This window comes from Streptomyces sp. NPDC088553 (genome assembly GCF_044752965.1).
In the GTDB taxonomy this organism is placed as follows: domain Bacteria; phylum Actinomycetota; class Actinomycetes; order Streptomycetales; family Streptomycetaceae; genus Streptomyces.
This window is the reverse complement of sequence record NZ_JBIVMG010000004.1, coordinates 344,889-360,138: the sequence shown is the minus strand read 5'-3', so window position 1 is coordinate 360,138 and position 15,250 is coordinate 344,889. Positions and strand designations below refer to the sequence as shown.

16 protein-coding genes and 2 tRNA genes are annotated in these 15,250 nt (G+C 71.5%); 15 read left to right on the top strand and 3 right to left on the bottom strand.

Going from position 1 to position 15,250, the window contains the following annotated elements:
- Positions 1–7 precede the first annotated feature (7 nt).
- The 5 genes from proB (at position 8) to ACIP8Z_RS14740 (ending at position 5,122) form a co-directional block, all read left to right on the top strand.
- The gene (gene proB / locus ACIP8Z_RS14760; RefSeq protein ID WP_402083079.1) at positions 8–1,144 is read left to right on the top strand and encodes a glutamate 5-kinase; all 1,137 of its coding nucleotides are present in this window, start codon (positions 8–10) and stop codon (positions 1,142–1,144) included.
- A gap of 158 nt (positions 1,145–1,302) precedes the next feature.
- Positions 1,303–1,824, top strand: coding sequence for a hypothetical protein (locus tag ACIP8Z_RS14755; protein ID WP_187624528.1), 522 nt, complete (start codon positions 1,303–1,305; stop codon positions 1,822–1,824).
- 114 nt (positions 1,825–1,938) lie between these two features.
- Positions 1,939–3,222, top strand: a complete 1,284-nt coding sequence (locus ACIP8Z_RS14750; RefSeq protein ID WP_319309325.1) for a glutamate-5-semialdehyde dehydrogenase — start codon at positions 1,939–1,941, stop codon at positions 3,220–3,222.
- Between the two features lie 76 nt (positions 3,223–3,298).
- Positions 3,299–3,859, top strand: a complete 561-nt coding sequence (locus ACIP8Z_RS14745; RefSeq protein ID WP_402083075.1) for a hypothetical protein — start codon at positions 3,299–3,301, stop codon at positions 3,857–3,859.
- Positions 3,860–4,036: 177 nt separating this feature from the next.
- Positions 4,037–5,122, top strand: coding sequence for a hypothetical protein (locus ACIP8Z_RS14740; RefSeq protein ID WP_402083073.1), 1,086 nt, complete (start codon positions 4,037–4,039; stop codon positions 5,120–5,122).
- Positions 5,123–5,154: 32 nt separating this feature from the next.
- Here the strand turns inward: ACIP8Z_RS14740 and ACIP8Z_RS14735 are convergent, their stop codons facing one another.
- Entirely contained in the window at positions 5,155–6,291 is a 1,137-nt protein-coding gene (locus ACIP8Z_RS14735; protein WP_402083070.1) for a M48 family metallopeptidase, read from the bottom strand.
- 128 nt (positions 6,292–6,419) lie between these two features.
- Between ACIP8Z_RS14735 and ACIP8Z_RS14730 the strand changes: the two genes are divergently transcribed.
- From ACIP8Z_RS14730 to ACIP8Z_RS14700, 7 genes are all read left to right on the top strand, one after another.
- On the top strand, positions 6,420–6,644 hold the full coding sequence (locus ACIP8Z_RS14730) for a hypothetical protein (RefSeq protein ID WP_402083882.1): 225 nt from the start codon (positions 6,420–6,422) through the stop codon (positions 6,642–6,644).
- An 83-nt stretch (positions 6,645–6,727) separates the two neighbouring features.
- Positions 6,728–6,889 (top strand): hypothetical protein, encoded by a 162-nt coding sequence (locus tag ACIP8Z_RS14725; protein ID WP_017239290.1) that lies wholly within the window; start codon positions 6,728–6,730, stop codon positions 6,887–6,889.
- 51 nt (positions 6,890–6,940) lie between these two features.
- Positions 6,941–7,561, top strand: coding sequence for a nicotinate-nucleotide adenylyltransferase (gene nadD / locus ACIP8Z_RS14720; protein ID WP_389026424.1), 621 nt, complete (start codon positions 6,941–6,943; stop codon positions 7,559–7,561).
- Between the two features lie 19 nt (positions 7,562–7,580).
- Complete coding sequence (locus tag ACIP8Z_RS14715; RefSeq protein ID WP_402083066.1) at positions 7,581–9,269, top strand: LCP family protein; 1,689 nt, start codon at positions 7,581–7,583, stop codon at positions 9,267–9,269.
- A gap of 83 nt (positions 9,270–9,352) precedes the next feature.
- Positions 9,353–9,820: a ribosome silencing factor gene (rsfS, locus tag ACIP8Z_RS14710; protein ID WP_037638129.1), complete on the top strand. Its 468-nt coding sequence runs from the start codon at positions 9,353–9,355 to the stop codon at positions 9,818–9,820.
- The gene (locus ACIP8Z_RS14705; protein ID WP_402083835.1) at positions 9,817–10,470 is read left to right on the top strand and encodes a histidine phosphatase family protein; all 654 of its coding nucleotides are present in this window, start codon (positions 9,817–9,819) and stop codon (positions 10,468–10,470) included. Before rsfS ends, ACIP8Z_RS14705 begins: the two co-directional genes overlap by 4 nt.
- 95 nt (positions 10,471–10,565) lie before the next feature.
- Positions 10,566–10,638: transfer RNA gene (locus ACIP8Z_RS14700), tRNA-Ala, on the top strand.
- A 94-nt stretch (positions 10,639–10,732) separates the two neighbouring features.
- On the opposite strand, the gene ACIP8Z_RS14695 is transcribed toward ACIP8Z_RS14700, so the two are convergent.
- Positions 10,733–11,617 (bottom strand): helix-turn-helix transcriptional regulator, encoded by an 885-nt coding sequence (locus tag ACIP8Z_RS14695; RefSeq protein WP_402083063.1) that lies wholly within the window; start codon positions 11,615–11,617, stop codon positions 10,733–10,735.
- Between the two features lie 101 nt (positions 11,618–11,718).
- Between ACIP8Z_RS14695 and ACIP8Z_RS14690 the strand changes: the two genes are divergently transcribed.
- Together ACIP8Z_RS14690 and ACIP8Z_RS14685 are read left to right on the top strand one after the other, a co-directional pair.
- Positions 11,719–13,152 carry an MFS transporter gene (locus ACIP8Z_RS14690; protein ID WP_402083061.1) on the top strand — a complete coding sequence of 478 codons (1,434 nt, stop codon included), beginning with the start codon at positions 11,719–11,721 and terminating at the stop codon, positions 13,150–13,152.
- Positions 13,153–13,289: 137 nt separating this feature from the next.
- Positions 13,290–13,523: a hypothetical protein gene (locus ACIP8Z_RS14685; protein WP_015033559.1), complete on the top strand. Its 234-nt coding sequence runs from the start codon at positions 13,290–13,292 to the stop codon at positions 13,521–13,523.
- Here the strand turns inward: ACIP8Z_RS14685 and ACIP8Z_RS14680 are convergent.
- Entirely contained in the window at positions 13,502–14,722 is a 1,221-nt protein-coding gene (locus tag ACIP8Z_RS14680; RefSeq protein WP_402083059.1) for a glycosyltransferase 87 family protein, read from the bottom strand. The two genes, ACIP8Z_RS14685 and ACIP8Z_RS14680, sit on opposite strands and share 22 nt — an antisense overlap.
- Positions 14,723–14,843: 121 nt before the next feature.
- Here ACIP8Z_RS14680 and ACIP8Z_RS14675 point away from each other — a divergent pair.
- Positions 14,844–14,916: transfer RNA gene (locus ACIP8Z_RS14675), tRNA-Ala, on the top strand.
- The last annotated feature ends 334 nt before the right edge of the window (positions 14,917–15,250 follow it).

Genomic DNA, 15,250 nt, shown 5'->3' with positions numbered 1-15,250 from the left:
GACGCAGATGACCGGAGAGACGGGCGACGCGAGGCGGTATGTGACGGAGGCCCGCAGGATCGTCATCAAGGTCGGCTCCTCCTCCCTCACCACCGCCTCCGGAGGACTCGACGCCGATCGCGTCGACGCCCTCGTCGACGTGCTCGCCAAGGTCCGCAGCGGCGGCGAGAAGGAGATCGTCCTCGTCTCCTCCGGCGCGATCGCCGCGGGCCTCGCGCCGCTCGGCCTCACCCGCCGCCCCAAGGACCTCGCCCGGCAGCAGGCCGCCGCCAGCGTCGGCCAGGGCCTCCTCGTCGCCCGGTACACCGCCTCCTTCGCCCGCTACGGCGTCCGCGTCGGACAGGTCCTCCTCACCACCGACGACACCAGCCGGCGCGCGCACTACCGCAACGCCTACCGGACCCTCGACCAGCTCCTCGCGATGGGCGCGCTGCCGGTCGTCAACGAGAACGACACCGTCGCCACCGACGAGATCCGCTTCGGCGACAACGACCGGCTCGCCGCCCTCGTCGCCCATCTCGTCCGCGCCGACCTGCTCGTCCTGCTCTCCGACGTCGACGGCCTCTACGACGGGGACCCGTCCAAGCCCGGCACGTCGAGGATCGCCCAGGTCGCCGGCCCCGACGACATCGCCCATGTGGAGATCGGCTCCGCCGGGAAGGCGGGCGTCGGCACCGGCGGCATGGTCACCAAGGTCGAGGCGGCCCGGATCGCCGCCGCCGCCGGCATCCCCGTGGTCCTCACCTCCGCGAGCCGCGCCGCCGACGCCCTCGCCGGGCGCGACACCGGTACGTACTTCCACCGCACCGGCCGCCGCTCCGCCGACCGGCTCCTGTGGCTGGCGCACGCCTCCACCCCCCAGGGCTCCCTCACCCTGGACGACGGAGCCGTACGAGCCGTCGTCGAGGGCAAGAAGTCCCTGCTCGCGGCCGGTGTCGCGGGCATCGAGGGCGACTTCGTGGCGGGCGACCCGGTCGAACTGCGCGACACCGACGGCCGCGCCGTCGCCCGCGGCCTCGTCAACTTCGACGCCAAGGAGATGCCCCGGATGCTCGGGCGCTCCACCCCCGAGCTCGCCAAGGAGCTCGGCCCCGAGTACGAGCGCGAGGTCGTCCACCGCGACGACCTGGTCGTCATCCGCTGACCCTCGCACCCCTCCCGAAACGGCTGAAAGTGCGGCCATCCGGAAGGGACGTTTACCAAAACCGCCCCAAGTGCCGCCTCGGGCTGGTCAACTTTGTCTCGGGGGTAAGAGAGCAGGGGCGGGGTACAGCACCACACGCATCACACAGGAGGCCGCCGGTGAGACGAGCGCGCCCAGGGGCACCGCCCCGAGGGACTGCCGAACGCGCCCTGACCAGTGTCGAGGCCGGAGCCGACTTCGACGAGGCACGGGACAGGTCCACGGACACCAAGACCGAGACCACCACCGAGACACGCGAGGTTCGCGAGGCACGTGAGGCACGTGCCAAGGAACAGCCCGTGTCCAAACTCTGGCACATCACGCTCAGCGTGTCGGGTGTGGAGTCACCGCTGAAGGAGGTGCGCCGCGGGCTCGAACAGCTGGCCCACGACCACCCCTTCCTGCTGACCAGCAGGTATGCCAACGACCACGCCGAGATCCGGTACTGGGAGGAGGCCCGCGACCTGCACGACGCCGCGGCCGTCGCCCTGCGCCTGTGGGGCGAGCACCGGCAGACCGCCAAGCTGCCGCCGTGGGAGATCGTCGGCCTCGAGGTCATCGACCGCGAGACCTACCACCAGCGGATCGCGGAGGGCTACGGCCCGCCGCCGGCCGCCCCGGTCGGCGTCCACCCGTACTGAACGGGGGCGTGTTCCGGACGCCTCCCCGTGCGGGCCGTCTCGGAACGGCCGGGGCACGTCTCGGAGTGCGGGATACGTGAGGGATGTCCGCAGGGGTGCCAGTACCCTGCGGGCATGACCTCGCTCACGCCCCTCGACAACCTCTCCCCGGTCACCCGGGCCGCCTACCGGGCCCGTGGCGCCGCCGCCGAAATCGCGCCACTCCCGCGTGCGACCAAGGACGACGCCCTGCTGGCGATCGCGGACGCCCTCGAAGTGCGCACCGCCGAAATCGTCGAGGCCAACGCCGAGGACATCGCCAAGGCCCGCGAAGCCGGGACCAGCGAGGCGATCATCGACCGGCTCACCCTCACCCCCGAGCGCGTCCGCGCCATCGCCGCCGACGTCCGCGACGTGGCCGCCCTGCCCGACCCCGTCGGCGAGGTCGTCCGCGGCTCGACCCTGCCCAACGGCATCGACCTGCGCCAGGTCCGCGTCCCGCTCGGCGTCGTCGGCATCATCTACGAGGCCCGCCCCAACGTCACCGTCGACGCCGCCGCCCTCTGCCTCAAGTCCGGCAACGCCGTCCTGCTCCGCGGCTCGTCCTCCGCCTACGCCTCCAACAGCGCCCTGGTGAAGGTCCTGCGCGACGCCGTCGGCGGCGCCGGACTGCCCGCGGACGCCATCCAGCTCGTCCCCGGCGAGTCCCGCGACTCGGTCCGCGAGCTGATGCGCGCCCGCGGCCTCGTCGACGTCCTCATCCCGCGCGGCGGAGCCTCCCTGATCCGGACGGTCGTCGAGGAGTCCACCGTCCCGGTCATCGAGACCGGCACCGGCAACTGCCACGTCTACGTCGACGCCCAGACCGACCTCGACATGGCCGTCGACATCCTGATCAACTCCAAGGCCCACCGGGTCAGCGTCTGCAACGCGGCCGAGACCCTCCTCGTCCACCAGGACATCGCCGCGGCCTTCCTGCCCCGCGCCCTCGACGCCCTCGCCGAGGCCGGTGTCACCGTCCACGCCGACGAGCGCGTCATCGCCTTCGCCGAGGGCTCCAAGGCCACCGTCGTACCGGCCACGCCGGAGGACTGGGAGACCGAGTACCTCTCGTACGACATCGCCGCCGCCGTCGTCGACTCCCTCGACAGGGCCGTCGAGCACATCCGGACCTGGTCCTCCGGTCACACCGAGGCGATCGTGACCACCTCGCAGGCCGCGGCCCGCCGTTTCACCCAGCTGGTCGACTCCACCACGGTCGCCGTGAACGCCTCCACCCGGTTCACGGACGGCGGACAGTTCGGCTTCGGCGCGGAGATCGGCATCTCCACCCAGAAGCTGCACGCCCGGGGCCCCATGGGCCTCCCGGAGCTCACCTCGACCAAGTACATCGTCACCGGCGACGGTCACGTGCGGTAACCACTCCTTTCGGTACGGGCGGGGAGGCTTCGCACTCTCCCTGCCCAAAACCACCTCGCGGGTCTACTCTGAATCCGTGCCGGACGACGTGGGGGGCACGCCGTTCCAGGACGGCGGGGACCCTGAGGACTCTGTCGACCGCGGAGGCGCCGACGAGGTCTACGCCGACGTGGTGTTCGACGAGGACTTCGTGCGGGCCGCGACCGTTCACGAACCCACCGCCGTCGAGCGGCTCCTCGCCGCCGCCCAGGCCCGCGCGGAGGCCGAGTCGGCCCGCGCCCGCGCCGGAGGCGGATCGGGCGACGACGACCTCTACGAGGACTTCCACGACGCCTCCGGCCTCACCTACGAGCCGGACGACGTCGGCGACGACGCCAGCCCCTACGGCCGCCACGGCGGCGCTCTGCGCCCCTACCGGGGCAGCGCCCGCTGGCACCGGCCCGTCGCCTGGGTCCTCGCCCTCGTCATGGGGATCGGCATGGTCGCCCTGGCGTTCAGCGCCGTCTACCGGGGCGCGGCCGCCAACCGCCAGGACCAGGTCCCGCCGCCGGCCACGACCGGCGTCGACACGCCCAACCCGAACCCGGCCCCGCCCGCCGCGTACGCCCCCGCGGCACGCTCCGCCTCCCCCAAGTAGGCACGCTCCGCGCCCCCCGCGTCGCGGTCCGCCGCCCTCCCGTCGCGGTCCGCGTCTCCCGGCCGGCCGAGCCGCACGGACCCACGGCGGCGCACACACACCCTGACGGCGGAATTCTTCCGAACTTGTCCCGCACCTGGGCGTTTACCGAAGCCCCCGCGGACCTACCCTGAAGGTATGGCAGGGCGTGGCGACCCGCCTGAGGGGACACCTGAGGGTCTCCCCGGTGGTGAGGACGAGTACAGGTCCGTCGTCTTCGACGAGGCGTTCGTCCGTGCTGCCCACCTCCAGGAGTTCTCGGCCCGGGAGCGGATGGGCGAGCACACCGAGGCCGTGCGAAGTCGCCCCTCGTCCTGGGAGGGCCGGAGCGGCTCCCGCCAAGCCCTCATGCTGGTCCTGCTGATCCTCCTCGCCTTCGGTACGGCCATCTATCTGGGCGTCCGCAACCCCTACCAGCCGCCCGCCGACCAGCGGGCCGAGCCACTGCGGACCACCGTGGTCCCGCTCGCCCCGCAGGGCCCCGTCGTCGGCGGGGTGCCCGACCGGCTCTTCGAGCACAGCCCGGTCGCCGAGTACCGCACGGGAGCCGCCGGCATCAATCTCCCCGTGGCCGGCCGCACCACCCACTTCGCCGAGAGCCAGGTCGTCAGCGCCCTGAGCATCGCCAAGGACTATCTGGTGGCCTCGTCCCTGGACCCCGACGTCCTGTCCGGGGTCACCGTGCGGCCCCCGCGCCTGCTGCTCGACCCCGACCAGCTGGAACAGTTCGACCGGAGCGTGGAGACACCGTCCGACGACGGCCGGCACGCCCTCGCCGCCTGGCTGGTCCGCTTCGACCCGCGCCAGGCCGTCCTCGCGGACCCCGCGACCCGTGTCCAGGGCACTCTCCGCTTCGAGGAGACCGGCCCCGACACGCTGGACGTCACCGCGGACCACACGTACACCTACGCCCTCCGCCCGGCCGCCCAGGGCGCGGGACCGGTCGGGCAGGCCTCGCTCTTCACCGTCCACCGCGAGGTGCACTTCCGCTTCGACCGCGAGGACCTGCGCATGCACCGGGCCGAGCTGGTGACGAGCACCGCCGAGGCGGGCCCCCAGGCGTGCGGTGCGGACACCACCGGCTCCCTGAAGCCGCTCCTGGCCGGAGCGCGGGCTCCCGAGGCGGGCGGCGGACCGCCGGTCACCGACCCGTACGCCACGGGCCGGCCCGCCGCCCCCTCACTGTGCGGAGCACTGGCGCCGAGCGCTCAGCCGTCGCTCTGAGCCCCCTGAGGACCCCGAGCGCTCCGCTCTCGCTACGGGGCGTCCCCGGTGGCGCTGTCCGGGCCGCTCCTGCCGTCCCCGGCGGTCCCGGTGGTTCCGTCGGTCCCCGCGGCGCCCGGCTTCTTCGGGCCCTGAGCGCCGCCGCCGAAGGCGTTGCGCAGCTTCCCGCCCAGGTCGCCCGCCAGGTCACCGGCGCCACCGGCTATGTCACCGACCAGCTTGATCAGCGGATCCTTGCTGGTCCGCACGGTGTCGGCGTAGTGCCCCGCCGACTCGCGGAAGGAGTCCGTGACCGAGGCGTCCTTGTCCTCCGAGCGCTTCGGGTAGTGGCCGTCCATGATCCGCTGGAAGTCGCGGCTCTCCGACCACTTCCGCAGCTCCGCCGCCCGGACGGTGGTGAAGGGATGCGTGCGCGGCAGCACGTTGAGGATCTTGAGAACCGAGTCCCGCAGGTCCCCGGCCTTCTCGTACTCGTCGGCCTGGGCGAGGAACGCGTCCACGTTCATCTCGTGGAGGTGGTTGCCGCCGGCGATCTTCATCAGACCGCGCATCGAGGCCTGCACGTCCTGCCCGACGAGGAGCCCGGCCCGGTCGGCGGAGAGCTCCGACTTGCGGAACCACTCGCGCAGCGCCGTGACGATGGCCATGATCGCGACGTTCCCCAGCGGGATCCAGGCGATCTTGAGCGCCAGGCCGGTGAGGAACAGCAGCACCGTGCGGTAGACGGAGTGCCCGGACAGCGCGTGGCCGACCTCGTGGCCGACGACCGCTCGCATCTCCTCCTCGTCGAGAAGCTCCACCAGGCCGGTCGTGACGACGATGATCGGCTCGTCCAGGCCGATGCACATCGCGTTGGGCTTCGGGTCCTGCGTCACGTACATCGGCGGGACCTTCTCCAGGTCCAGGATGTAACAGGCGTCCCGCAGCATGTCGTTGAGATGGCTGAACTGCGCGTCGCTCACCCGGACGGAGTCCGAGAGGAAGAGCAGTCGCAGACTGCGCTCCGGCAGCAGTCCGCTGAGCGCCTTGAAGACCGTGTCGAAGCCGCTGAGCTTGCGCAGCGCCACCAGCGCCGAGCGGTCGGCCGGATGCTCGTAGGCCCGCGAGGAGATGCCGGGGAACCGCTTCCGCTGCCTGCTCGGCACGTTCCCCTGGTCGTTCTCGGTCATGGATGCCCCCTGTTCGTACGAGTCGGTGCTCGTCCCCCTGACGAACCCCAGCCTAGGCGCTGGGGCTACCGTGTGCCGGAGCCTGTGGATAACTCGGGCACCGAGGACGACAGAGGAGCACGACCGACATGCCGGACACCGTCGACACCGCCGCCACCCTGCTCGCGGCCGCCGCGCAGGCGGGGCCGGGTGACACGCTCCGTATCGTGCTGCTGGTCTCGATCGTGGGCGGCGCGCTGCTCGCCTGGTTCCTGCTGCGCGGCTACCGCACCGACGACTCGGGCGACGCCGGCACCGGCGACGGCACCGACGGCGGCCGGGGCGGCAACACGGACCGTGACGCGAGTGCCTGAGTCGGCGTGAGCCCTTCCGGACCGCCCGCATACGATGTGCGCGAAGTCTCCGCTCCCATCCCCGATCGATAGGTCTGCCGAAGATGAGCCTCCACAGCACCGCCGCCAACCTGGTCTCTCTCGCCGAGGGCGCCGAGCACGGCGGCAACCACGACAGCCTCAGCCCCTACCTCACCGGCTTCGGTGCCTTCGGCGCCCTCCTCCTGCTGCTGTGGATCACCACTCGCTTCAACCGCGACCGCTGAACCGGCGACCCTGATCAGGCGTCCGCTGCCGTGCCAGTAGGCTCTGCACGCATGGGAGAGCAGGAAATGCCTACTGGCGGGCGCGGGAAGCGCCGACTCGGCGTGATGGGCGGAACCTTCGACCCGATCCACCACGGACACCTGGTGGCGGCCAGCGAGGTCGCCGCCCTGTTCCACCTGGACGAGGTCGTGTTCGTACCGACCGGGCAGCCGTGGCAGAAGAGCGACAAGACCGTCTCGGCGGCCGAGGACCGCTATCTGATGACGGTCATCGCGACGGCCTCCAACCCGCAGTTCTCGGTCAGCCGGATCGACATCGACCGCGGCGGCAAGACCTACACCATCGACACCCTGCGGGACCTGCGCTCCCTCAACAGCGACGCGGACCTCTTCTTCATCACCGGGGCCGACGCGCTGTCGCAGATCCTCACCTGGCGCGACGCCGAGGAACTCTTCTCGCTCGCGCACTTCATCGGCGTCACCCGGCCGGGCCACGACCTCACCGACGACGGACTGCCCAAGGGCGGCGTCTCGCTGGTCGAGGTTCCCGCGCTCGCCATCTCCTCCACCGACTGCCGGGCGAGGGTCGCGCAGGGCGATCCCGTCTGGTACCTGGTCCCGGACGGCGTGGTGCGCTACATCGACAAGCGCCAGTTGTACCGCGGCGAGTGAGCTTCGGGGAGGGCCACCGGTGAACGATCAGCAGCATCCGTACGACCCGTACTATCCGCAGCCGCAGATCATCGGCTACGACGAGTACGGGCAGCCGGTGTACCAGCAGCCGCAGCAGGGATACGGCTACGACCCGTACGCCCAACAGTCGTATCCGGAGCAGCAGCAGTACCAGGAGCAGCAGCCCTCGCAGTATCAGGGGCAGCCTCAGCAGCACCAGCCGTCCCACGAGCCGCAGTACGACCCGTACGGACAGCAGGGCTACAGCTACCCCTCCTACGACACGGGGCAGCAGTGGGCCGCCCAGCCCGAAGCCGCCGCGCCCGTCGCCCCGGCCGCACCCCCCGTGGCGCAGGCCGCGCCCGTCGCGGCGCCCGCCGGGGTCCCCGGCCAGCGTCCCGCCTCCGAGCGTTCCGCGCCGTCCCGGCCCGCCCCCGACGACGACCGTGAGTACCGCACCGAGCAGTTCTCGTTCATCGAGGAGCCGGACGAGGACTCCGAGGACGTCATCGACTGGCTGAAGTTCACCGAGAGCCGCTCCGAGCGGCGCGAGGAGGCCAGGCGCCGGGGCCGCAACCGGATCATCGCCCTCGTCGTCGTGCTCGTCCTCGCGGCCGTGGGCGGCGTCGGCTACCTCTGGTCCGCCGGCAAGCTCCCCGGAGCCTCCGAGGAGCAGCAGAAGGGGAGCACCGCGACCGGTCCGCAGAAGCGCGACACGATCGTCGTCCACCTCCACAACACCACCGGAGGCGGTACCTCCACCGTCCTGCTGGTCAACAACACCACCACCCGCCAGGGCACCTCGGTCCTGATCCCCAACTCCGTCGTCGTCGCCGACGGCGAGGGCGCCGCGACCACCCTCGGCAAGTCGGTCGAGGACGACGGGTCCAGCGGGACCCGCGAGGCGATCGGCAACCTCCTCGGCGCCCCGATCACCGGCACCTGGCGCCTGGACACGCCGTACCTGGACACCCTCGTCGACCTCGTCAGCGGTATCGAGACGGACACCGACACCGACGTGCCCGACCCGAAGAAGGGCGCCGAGCCGTTGGTCAGGAAGGGTGAGAAGCAGTCCCTGAACGGCCGCGCGGCCGTCGCGTACGCGACCTACCGTGCCCCCGGCGAGGCCGAGACCAAGCAGCTCCAGCGCTTCGGCCAGGTCATGTTCGCGGTGCTGCGCAAGATCTCGGACAATCCCGAGTCCGCCACGATGACCGTCGAGAGCCTCACCCAGATCTTCGACCCCTCGCTCTCCGAGAAGGACCTGGGCGCCGCCCTGGCCAAGCTCGCCGAGCACGCCAAGGTCGGCGACTACAAGACGGCGCTGCTCCCGGTGGGCCAGGACGGCACGCTGACCGAGGGCGCGAGCGACAGTGTGGTGAAGGACATCCTGGGCGGAAAGGTCACCGCCCCCGCGGCGGGCGACGTGCCCCGGGTCTCGCTGCGGGACGGTTCCGGCAAGAAGGCGACCGAGGCGGCCAGGATCGTCCTGATCAACGGCGGCTACGCCTTCGTGGGCGGCGGCGACGCGGACATCCAGGAGAAGTCGCAGGTCGTCTACGGTGACGACCTCCAGAAGGCGACGGCGGCCGAGGTGGCCAAGACCCTGGGTCTGCCGACCGGCTCGGTCACCAAGGGCAAGCCCTCGGGAGCGGCCGCGGTGACCGTGATCCTGGGCCAGGACTACAAGGTGCCGGAGGCCCGGTAGAGGCGCTCCGGAAAACGTTGGCGGGGCCGTCGGCGGTCCGTGAGACCCTGGAGGGGTACTGGACCGCCGACGAAAGCCTGCTTGTGACCGCCACGGATCGTTCCATCGAGCTCGTCAACGCCGCCGCTCAGGCGGCCGCCGACCGGCTCGCGCACGACATCATCGCGTACGACGTCAGCGATGTGCTGTCGATCACCGACGCCTTCCTGCTCGCCTCCGCGCCCAACGACCGCCAGGTCAAGTCGATCGTCGACGAGATCGAGGAGCGCCTGAACAAGGACCTCGGCGCCAAGCCGGTCCGCCGTGAGGGCGACCGCGACGCGCGCTGGATCCTCCTGGACTACGTCGACATCGTCGTCCACGTCCAGCACAGCGAGGAGCGTGTCTTCTACGCGCTCGAGCGCCTGTGGAAGGACTGCCCCGAGCTCGAGCTCCCCGAGGACGCGGCGAAGACCCGCGGCAAGGGCGCCGAGCACGCCGCCCTGACCGGTGTCGACCTCTCCGAGCACGCCGCAGGGCTGCCGGACGGGCCGGACGGTGAGCTGAGCTGAGCACCACCAAGGGCGGCACTGGCCGCCGCATCGTTCTCTGGCGTCACGGCCAGACCTCCTGGAACCTGGAGCGCCGCTTCCAGGGCTCGACCGACATCGAGCTGACGGAGACCGGTGTCGCCCAGGCGCGCCGGGCCGCCCGGCTGCTCGCCGCGCTGAAGCCGGACGCCATAGTGGCCTCCGACCTGAAGCGGGCGGCGGCCACCGCCGCCGAGCTGGCCGTGCTCACCGGCCACGCCGTCGCCCACGACTCCGCGCTGCGCGAGACGTACGCGGGGGAGTGGCAGGGACTGACCCACGACGAGATCGTGGGGCGGTACGGCGAGCAGTACGCCGCGTGGAAGCGCGGCGAGCCCGTGCGCCGGGGCGGCGGCGAACTGGAGACCGAGGTGGCCGACCGGGCCGCCCCGGTGGTCCTGGAGCACGCCGACAAGCTTCCCCAGGACGGCACGCTCGTCGTGGTCAGCCACGGCGGCACGATCCGCACCACCATCGGCCGGCTCCTCGGTCTGGAGTCCCAGCACTGGGAGAGCCTCGGTGGCCTCTCGAACTGCTGCTGGTCGGTCCTCGGCGAGGGCGCGCGCGGCTGGCGCTTGATGGAGCACAACGCGGGCACGCTGCCCGAGCCGGTCCTCGGCGACGACGACTGAGCCCCACGACCGGCCTGCCGGACCCGGATTTCACTTTCCGGCAGGTCACAGGCTAAAGTTCTTCTTGTTCGCAGCGCAGAGCGCGAAGAACACGAGGGGCTATAGCTCAGTTGGTAGAGCGCCTGCATGGCATGCAGGAGGTCAGGAGTTCAATTCTCCTTAGCTCCACAATCACCGGATCCCGTCCCCAGCAGGGGGCGGGATTCGTCGTTCCCGGGGTCCGTCGCTCGACGAGCTCCGTCGGTCGGTGGGACCGGCCGTCCTACGGGGCCCGTCGTTCCGTCACCTCCCGCAGGGACGTGAGTCCGTGGCGGCTCTCCTCGTCGTTCGGCGTGTAGGCCACGATCCGGCACTCCGGCATCCCGTTCACCGAGAGGGAGACCGAGGTCAGCCGCACCTCGCCGGTCCGCGGGTTACGGAAGATCTTCACCCGCGTCCCCGGCGGGACCACGTCGCCGCTGCGCCACAGCCGGGCGAACTCCGGGCTGGCCTCCGCCAGGGCCCGTACGAACTCCTCCCAGGCCGGCTCGCCGACATGGCGGCCGTACGCGCCCCGCAGCTGGGCCACCATCAGCGGCAGCTCCCGCTTACGGTCGACCACCGGGCAGGTGGGTCCGGTGTCGCTGAACAGCGTCCACAGCACGTTGCGTATGCCGAACGGGCCGGTGTCCAGGTCGCCCCGGCCCTCCTGGAAGAAGAGCTGCTCGTACATGGCGTTGGTCGCGAGCACGTCGTACCGCGCGTTGTAGAGCACCGCCGGGTGCGGGTCCAGGGCGTCGAGGATGCCCTGGATCTCCGGGCTGACCACCGCCACGTCCGAGCCCGACCGCTCCGGCGCGTACGGCACCTCGGCCAGGTGGTAGAGGTGCTCACGTTCGGGCCGGTCGAGCCGGAGCGTCCTGGCCACCGCGTCGAGCACCTGCGCCGAGGCGTTGATCGGGCGCCCCTGTTCCAGCCACGTGTACCAGGTGACGCCGACGCCGGAGAGCTGGGCGACCTCCTCGCGGCGCAGGCCCGGCGTGCGGCGGCGGAGTCCCGGGGGCATCCCCACGTCCTCCGGTGTCACCCTGGCCCGGCGGCTGCGCAGGAACGCCGCCAGCTCCGGTCGTCGGCGTCGCTGTGTCGGTACCACTGCCACGATCGTCACACCCCCATGGTCGAGTCCCCGTGCCGCCGCTGCCAGGTGGTGTCAGTACCAGCATCAGCGGGCTCTCGTTACCCGTATCCGATCGAGGTCACGCTCGGCGTATGACCTCGACCACGACACGTCCCGTACTCAGTAAAGACGGTGGCACCGACAACCGCCCCGGACTGCTGCTCGGCGTGGTCCTCGCCGCGCAGTTCATGGCGCTCCTCGACGTCTTCATCGTCAACGTCGCCGCGCCCACGATCCGTGTCGAGCTCTCCGCCTCCGGAGCCGCGCTCCAGCTCGTCGTCGCCGGATACACCATCGCCTACGCGGTGTTGCTGATCACCGGTGCCCGCCTGGGCGCCCTCCTCGGGCACCGCCGGATGTACCTCGGCGGCCTCGCCGTCTTCACGGCGGCCTCCCTCGCCTGCGGACTCGCCGCCGGCACCGGCCAGTTGATCGCCTTCCGGATCGCGCAGGGCGCGGGCGCCGCCCTGATGATCCCTCAGGTCCTGAGTCTCATCCAGCGCGAGTTCGCCGGCGAGCGCCGCGTGAAGGCGCTCAGCGCCTACTCCGCGGTCCTGGCCACCGGCGCCGCCGCCGGGCAGGTCGTCGGCGGGGTCCTGGTGAGCGCCGACCTCTTCGGCACCGGCTGGCGGCCCGTCTTCCTCGTCAACGTCCCCCTCGGCATCGCCCTGCTCGTCCTCGGCGCCCGGCTGCTGCCCCGTGACGCCCGGACCGAGGCCACGCGTACGCGTGCCCTCGACCTTCCGGGCCTCGTCCTGCTCGCCGGCGCCGTGTCCCTGCTGACCGTCCCCCTGGTCCTCGGCCAGGGACAGGACTGGCCCCTCTGGTCCTGGCTCTCGCTCGGCGGCTCCCTGGTGCTTCTCGCCCTCTTCGGCGCGTACGAGTCGCGGCTCGCCCGGCGCGGCGGCGCCCCGCTCATCGCCCCGCGCGTGCTGCGGCTCCCGGGCATGGGACGGGCCGTCCTCTGGATCGCGGTGTCGATGGGAGTCAACGCCGGCTTCCTGTTCACCCTCACCCTGCATCTGCAGGGCGGACTCGGCCACAGCGCGCTGCGCGCCGGACTCACCTTCGGTCCCGCCGCCGTGGTCTTCGGCACCGTCGGGCTGACCTGGCGGCGCTGGCCGGCCCGGCTCCACCGTGGGCTGATCCCGGGCGGATTCCTGCTCGCCGCCGCGGGAGCCCTCGGCGTCGGCGGGCTGCTCGCGGACGGTGGTGAGGGCGGCTGGGGTCTCTACCCGGCCCTGGGCGCGCTCGGTGCCGGGATCTCGCTGGCCTTCAGCCCCGCCCTGACCGGCGCGCTGGCCGCCGTACGACCGGAGGACGCGGCCGACGCGAGCGGGCTGCTCGCCACCGTCACCCAGCTCGGCCAGCTGATCGGGGTCGCCGCGTTCGGGACCCTGTTCCTCGCCGCGGCGGATGGATCCGGAGCACAGAACTCCGCCGACGCGCTGTGGACGACCATGATCGCCCTGGCCGTCGCCGCCCTCGCCGGCGCGGTGGCCGGGCCGTGGCGTCGAGCACGCTGACCCCCTTGCGGTGCCATGGCAGAATCGGACGGCCGGAGGGGGACGAGGATCCGGACGGGAGGGTGGCCCAAGTGCTCGGCGACAACGGCGGGGTGTCCTATGGGTGCACGGCCTGCGGCCACAGCTGGAGCTGACTGATGGGTGCACACAGGCGGAAATGCGACTGGTGCGGCAGCGGCACGCCCATCGTGCGCGACATGGACCCCGTCAACCCGGGGTTCCAGTACTGGTGCGAGGAGTGCGCGCGGGCGCTGATCATAAAAGGCGACCCCATCGAGACGTACCGCGAGCTGGAGGGGGAGCCGATCTACGGCCGGCTCCTCGACGAGCACTGCACCCTCAAGCGGTTCTACTCCTTCGCCACGGCCTGACGCCGCAGCGTCAGCACGTACCCCACGAGCAGGGCCGTGGTCGTCAGCGGATAGATCGCGGACAGCACCATCTGACCCGCGTTCTGGTCCAGTTCCGGCCGGCCCGGGTCGTGCGGAACCCACCACAGCGCGAACGAGGCGAAGGCCAGGGCCACCGCCCCCGTCACCGGCCACGTGCGCGTGGCGCGGTCCGCGAGCAGGATCAGCAGGGGCACGCACCAGACCCAGTGGTGGGACCAGGAGATCGGGCTGATCATCAGCGCCGTGAACGCGCAGACGATCACCGCCACCGCCTTGTCCCCGCGCACCGCGGCCCGCACCGCGAGGACCATCGCCACGCCGCCCAGGACGGCCGCCGTCACCGCCCACCACATGCCCGGGTCGTCGGTGTGCATCATCCGGGCCAGGACCCCGCGGATCGACTGGTTGGCGGTCTCCTCGGCGAAGCCCACCCGGCCGGTCTCGAACAGCGTCTCCGTCCAGAACCGCTTCGAATCCGCCGGCAGCACGAGCGCCACGGCCAGCGTCGTTCCCAGGAACACCCCGGTCGCCGTCACGGCCGTGCGCAGCCAGGTGTTCCAGCCCCGGTCCCGGCGCCACAGCAGCACGCCCGCGACGAGCAGCAGGACCACGAAGAGCCCCGGTGTGAGCTTCACCGCGGTCGCCAGGCCGATGCCCAGGCCGGCCCAGCGGCTGCCGTGGCGCCGGGTGAGGTCCCAGAGCACCGCCACCGCTATGAGCAGGTTGATCTGGCCGTACCGCAGGGTCGTCCACACCGGCTCGCACCAGACCACCACCGCGGCGACCCACAGTGTCGTACGCCACAGATCCGTACGCGACAGCGACGGGCGGACCAGCTGGAGCGACAGCTGCACCAGCGCGACCACCAGGAGCAGGTTCCCCGCGGTGGCGAGCGTCCGCATCACGGGCACGCTCACCAGGGTCAGCGGGACGAACAGCAGGGCCGCGAAGGGCGGGTAGGTCATGCCGAGGTTCGCCGAGGTCGCGCGCATCGCGTACAGATCACCGCCCGCCCGGACCGTCTCGCCCTCGGCCCGGTAGACCATCACGTCGAGCATGTTCACGTGGGCGAGGCGTTGCGCCACCCAGAAGGCCACGAACGAGAGCAGGCAGATCGCCGCGGCGGTGGCCAGGGGCCAGGGCCGGGCGCGGGTCTTGGAGAGCACGGAGACGGACACAGTCGGCGACCCTACCCGGCAGGTCAGGAGGGCCCGGAGAATCGATTTGGAGATCTGCCGGGAAGCCGGTTAATGTTCTGTCTGTCGCCGCGAGGGAAACCGAAACGGAGACGGAAAGCAAGGGGCTATAGCTCAGTTGGTAGAGCGCCTGCATGGCATGCAGGAGGTCAGGAGTTCAATTCTCCTTAGCTCCACAGAAAAGAAGCGGGCCACCCGATCCGGGTGGCCCGCTTCTTCGTGTCGGCTTGTTCGTTGTCGGCTTCGTCGTCCAGCTTCTTGGTCCGGCTTCGTCGTCCGGCTTCTGCCTCCCGCCTCACTCGCCGCGACTCCGCTCCGTGGAACGTCGGTGCGGCCCGCTCGGGCCCTGCGGTACCCTGGCGCCATGCGTGCCGTACGCCTTCTGCTTACCGAGCCGCGCTGATCAGTCCCGGCGGATGACAGACATCCGCCGGAGTCGGCGCGGCGTCCCCTCCTGTGCGAGGGGTTTTTTCATTTCACGGCAGTCCGTGGCAGTGGGCAGAGACGATC

Excerpts from the sequence above, each read along its gene's own strand:
- ACIP8Z_RS14685 (WP_015033559.1), top strand. The coding sequence starts at position 13,290 with ATGGGTGCACACAGGCGGAAATGCGACTGGTGCGGCAGCGGCACGCCC.
- nadD (WP_389026424.1), top strand. The coding sequence starts at position 6,941 with ATGGGAGAGCAGGAAATGCCTACTGGCGGGCGCGGGAAGCGCCGACTC.
- ACIP8Z_RS14735 (WP_402083070.1), bottom strand. The coding sequence starts at position 6,291 with ATGACCGAGAACGACCAGGGGAACGTGCCGAGCAGGCAGCGGAAGCGG.
- ACIP8Z_RS14740 (WP_402083073.1), top strand. The coding sequence starts at position 4,037 with ATGGCAGGGCGTGGCGACCCGCCTGAGGGGACACCTGAGGGTCTCCCC.
- proB (WP_402083079.1), top strand. The coding sequence starts at position 8 with ATGACCGGAGAGACGGGCGACGCGAGGCGGTATGTGACGGAGGCCCGC.
- ACIP8Z_RS14730 (WP_402083882.1), top strand. The coding sequence starts at position 6,420 with ATGCCGGACACCGTCGACACCGCCGCCACCCTGCTCGCGGCCGCCGCG.
- ACIP8Z_RS14725 (WP_017239290.1), top strand. The coding sequence starts at position 6,728 with ATGAGCCTCCACAGCACCGCCGCCAACCTGGTCTCTCTCGCCGAGGGC.
- ACIP8Z_RS14690 (WP_402083061.1), top strand. The coding sequence starts at position 11,719 with ATGACCTCGACCACGACACGTCCCGTACTCAGTAAAGACGGTGGCACC.
- ACIP8Z_RS14750 (WP_319309325.1), top strand. The coding sequence starts at position 1,939 with ATGACCTCGCTCACGCCCCTCGACAACCTCTCCCCGGTCACCCGGGCC.